The sequence below is a fragment of the Chamaesiphon polymorphus CCALA 037 genome (genome assembly GCF_003003845.1).
GTDB classification, from domain to species: Bacteria; Cyanobacteriota; Cyanobacteriia; order Cyanobacteriales; family Chamaesiphonaceae; genus Chamaesiphon; species Chamaesiphon polymorphus.
This window is the reverse complement of record NZ_PVWO01000523.1, coordinates 1-3,922: the sequence shown is the minus strand read 5'-3', so window position 1 is coordinate 3,922 and position 3,922 is coordinate 1. Positions and strand designations below refer to the sequence as shown.

Annotated in this window: 5 protein-coding genes and 1 tRNA gene; all 6 read right to left on the bottom strand. The window is 48.1% G+C overall.

Annotated elements, in window-relative coordinates; genetic code table 11:
- Positions 1–940, bottom strand: a 940-nt coding sequence (locus C7B77_RS25675; RefSeq protein WP_106311660.1) for a phosphohexomutase domain-containing protein, incomplete at its 3' end; no start/stop codon positions are given.
- Between the two features lie 116 nt (positions 941–1,056).
- A complete protein-coding gene (locus C7B77_RS25670; protein WP_106311657.1) occupies positions 1,057–1,410 on the bottom strand; it encodes a DUF5615 family PIN-like protein in 354 nt (117 codons plus the stop codon).
- Positions 1,407–1,739 (bottom strand): DUF433 domain-containing protein, encoded by a 333-nt coding sequence (locus tag C7B77_RS25665; protein ID WP_106311654.1) that lies wholly within the window; start codon positions 1,737–1,739, stop codon positions 1,407–1,409. Before C7B77_RS25665 ends, C7B77_RS25670 begins: the two co-directional genes overlap by 4 nt.
- A 262-nt stretch (positions 1,740–2,001) precedes the next feature.
- Positions 2,002–2,076, bottom strand: a tRNA-OTHER gene (locus tag C7B77_RS30475).
- A gap of 150 nt (positions 2,077–2,226) precedes the next feature.
- A complete protein-coding gene (locus tag C7B77_RS25660; protein ID WP_106311651.1) occupies positions 2,227–2,433 on the bottom strand; it encodes a hypothetical protein in 207 nt (68 codons plus the stop codon).
- Positions 2,434–2,540: 107 nt separating this feature from the next.
- On the bottom strand, positions 2,541–3,922 hold a 1,382-nt coding region (gene gltD / locus C7B77_RS25655), incomplete at its 5' end, for a glutamate synthase small subunit (RefSeq protein WP_106311663.1).

Genomic DNA, 3,922 nt, shown 5'->3' with positions numbered 1-3,922 from the left:
CAATTAGGGGAACACCATGCTTGGCAGCAAAGTTGTCTAGAAGGTGGGTAGTCGCCACTGTACGGACGATCGCGCCAGTTTTACCTTTGTTTTTGATTAAATGCTTGGCAAGGACGAGGAGGACGGTATTCGGCGTGAGGACGTTACCTAACTCATCGACGATCCCAAACCTGTCTGCATCGCCATCTGTAGCGACACCGAGATCGGCTTTATCCTTTTGCACTGCGGCAATCAGTTCGCCGAGGAGTTCGGCTTTGGGTTCTGGCATTCCACCGCCAAATAATACGTCCCGCTGCATGTGGAAGTTTTCGGTTTCGCAACCACAGTGGAGTAATACTTTATCTAAGTATCCCCGCGAGGTGGAATACATCGCATCGAATTTGACTTTGAGCTTGGCCGATCGAATCCGCTCGACATCGAGTAGGGTATAGATAAATTTAAAATACTCTGGCTGCGGGTCGAAAGTGCTAATGTTGCCAGGGTTCTTGTTTTCTGGGGGTGCGTCGCTAGCACTAGCCAGATTCCCCACGATCGTATCGGTGATTTCTAATGTTGCTGGGCCAGCATAGTCGGGGATATATTTAATCCCACAATAGGCGGCTGGATTGTGACTGGCGGTAAACATCAGGGCACCCGCAGAGTTGAGGTGCTTGGCGTTGAATGCGATTACTGGTGTGGGACAATCTCGATCGACTAGTTTTACCGTCCATCCCAAGTCTGCTAATATTTCTGCGGCAGTATGGGCAAATTTATCTGCCAAAAATCGCGGATCGTAAGCGACTAACACCGGACGATCCTGACTGTAAGCCGTGCTGAGGTATGCGGCGATCGCGCGCGTTACCTTACATACGTTTGCAAAGGTAAAGTCGTCTGCGATAATTCCCCGCCATCCATCAGTCCCAAATTTAATTTGATGCGTACTGCTACTACCTGCGCTCACGATCGATCTCCTTTTCACTCGCTGCTACTTCTGCTCTCATAACACTATCATAAGCCGGGATCCCGAATCGCTGTGTAGTTAGCAAAGCTCGGTCGATCGTGCCTATGTATTACCCCTCAAGGCAGAGGTAGATAATAAATCTGATCTGCTAACTCCCCATCAAAGGAGCATTCCAACAGCATTAAAATATCTTCAATTACCCTTCCAACTTGCGAACCAGATACAACTTCAATTACTCCAGGCATTGCTTGCTCTTTGGCAATACGTTCGTAAGCGTAGCGAGTAATTGTTGCCACATCATGAGTCAAGAGTATCCGATTTTCTTTGGCAGCCCAAGCCAACACAGTTGGATCGTTTGCACCAGACAATTCAGTATCCTGAACGCGGATAATATCGATATTTGGTTGACGACGTAATAACCCTCGAATAATTGTGTTGTCAAAGTTTTCATCCGCTAGCAGTTTTATCATCCCAATCTTTCTACTCGACGTGCTAACAGTCTATCTCGCAATCCTTGGGGATCGAATTTCTGCTCGTTGACGAGTCGGATTTCTTGAGCTTGCTGTTGTCTTTGTTGCAGGTATTGGGCGACTTCTTGTTGATGATTTAGATAAAAACTAATTGTGCTATAGACATCTGCTAATTTTAGAGCCGGATATCGGTAGACTATTTCTTCGGCAGTTGCACCTCGATCGAATTCAGCCACAACTGTATCTAAAGTTACTCGTGTTTTACCTACTCTTGCTACACCGTCGATATCTATTTCGATCGGTATAGCTTGCGCTACAATTAACAGCATTGTCTAATCCCTGACTACACGCCACTCTAATCATCATAACTCAAAGATTAAGATATCAGCTACTCCCACATCTATGCTGCTATGACTTAGTTTGTCTACACTGATTTTTATTCAATGATTTTAACATCCATTTCTTTAGGTATCTTGAAAGATGATTGTTGCGATCGAAAATTGGTAATACCTTTTAATACTGAAATTTGTTGTTCTATTTTGTCTGAATTTTTATCCTCGCTAAAAATACTATATGAACGGTTATTGATTATGGCAACAAGCGGACTCGAACCGCCAAATTCCCTCCATGTAGGTCGAGTGCTTTAGCCAATTAAGCTATACTGTCATAGATGAATTTATAGATCTGTAGGTTGGGTAGAGCAACGCGAAACCCAACGCACCCAGCGATCGAGCGTCGATCGCATATTATTGACATCAAATATTGGTGTTGTTGGGTTTCGCTTCGCTCTACCCAACCTACAACTTCTAATTAAATTTAATAACTGTCGTCATCGACAACATAATGAACGGTTAGATCGTGGTTGACCTGGTTGAGTCGATCGCAAATTGCTTTGCGCCACTCTAAACTAATTTCGGGATCGGCTAATACTTCTTGTGCCGATTGACGGTATATTGCACTGGTAGTCGCATCGACTCGATCGATCTTTTCGAGATTATCGTAGACAGTTTGCAGTGATTGCATGTTATTTACCTCTATGCAGTGGTTAATTTAATTATGGTGGCGTCGATCGAGCAACGTCCTCAGACAAAATACGCTTTCTTCGCCACTACTATCTAAGCTGGATTGCCTTAAGGCAGATCGGTACTACCCATCAGATACAGGTCGCATTCGCGAGCGGCACCGCGACCTTCATTAAATGCCCAGACGACCAAACTTTGACCGCGACGGCAATCGCCAGCCGCGAAGACACCAGGAATACTCGTGGTGTATTTTTCGTGTTCGGCTTTGATGTTGCTGCGAGGATCTTTCTCTAAGCCTAAAGCATCGACTAGTGGCTGTTCGGGGCCGAGGAATCCCATGGCTAGTAATACCAGTCCAGCGGGATTGACTTTCTCGGTGCCGGGGACGTGTTGCAGGACAAATTGCCCCTGTTCGTTTTTCTCCCACTGGACTTGGACGGTGTGGACGGCGGTGACATTGCCATCGGCGTCGCCCTCAAATTTGGTGGCGGTGGTGAGATAAGCGCGCGGATCGGCTCCAAATTTAGCAGCGGCTTCTTCTTGCCCATAGTCCATTTTGTACACTTTCGGCCATTCTGGCCAGGGATTATTAGCAGCGCGAGATTGGGGCGGCATCGGCATGATTTCTAGTTGCTCGACGCTGTTGCAACCGTGGCGGATGGAGGTGCCGACGCAATCGGTACCAGTGTCGCCACCACCGATGATGATGACATCTTTGCCTGCGGCGGTGATGAAATCGCGATGTTCTTTGCCGTCTAATACAGTTTGGGTATTGGCGGTGAGGAATTCCATTGCGAAGTGGATGCCTTTAAATTCGCGACCTTCGATCGGGAGATCGCGGGGTTTAGTGGCTCCAGTGCAGAGGATGACAGCATCGTAATTTTTCCGCAGATCTTCAGCACTGATATCTTTGCCGACTTCCACGTTGCATTTAAAGGTGATGCCTTCGGCTTCGAGTAATTCGATCCGGCGGAGGACGACTCGATCTTTTTCGAGCTTCATATTGGGGATGCCATACATCAGCAGTCCGCCGGGTCGATCTGCGCGTTCGAGGACTGTGACCCAGTGTCCAGCTTTATTTAGTTGGGCGGCGGCGCAAAGTCCGGCGGGGCCAGAACCGACGATCGCAACTTTCTTCCCCGTGCGTTTGGCGGGGGGTTCGGGGACGATCCAGCCTTCTTCCCAGCCTTTATCGACGATCGAGTGTTCGATGCTTTTAATCGTCACTGGGGGGTTGTGGATGCCCAGTACGCAGGAACCTTCGCAGGGTGCGGGGCAAACTCTACCCGTAAATTCGGGGAAGTTGTTGGTTTTGTGGAGTCTATCCAGGGCTTCGCGCCAGAGTCCTCTATATACTAGGTCGTTCCATTCGGGAATCAGGTTATTAATCGGGCAACCGCTGGCCATACCACTAATCAGCGTTCCGGTATGGCAGAAGGGGGTACCACAGTCCATGCATCTAGCTCCCTGGTGGCGGAGCTGGTCGTCTG

What these genes read in the sequence shown, in the direction of transcription:
- C7B77_RS25670 (WP_106311657.1), bottom strand. Translation starts at nt 1,410, where the DNA reads ATGATAAAACTGCTAGCGGATGAAAACTTTGACAACACAATTATTCGA.
- C7B77_RS25665 (WP_106311654.1), bottom strand. Translation starts at nt 1,739, where the DNA reads ATGCTGTTAATTGTAGCGCAAGCTATACCGATCGAAATAGATATCGAC.
- C7B77_RS25660 (WP_106311651.1), bottom strand. Translation starts at nt 2,433, where the DNA reads ATGCAATCACTGCAAACTGTCTACGATAATCTCGAAAAGATCGATCGA.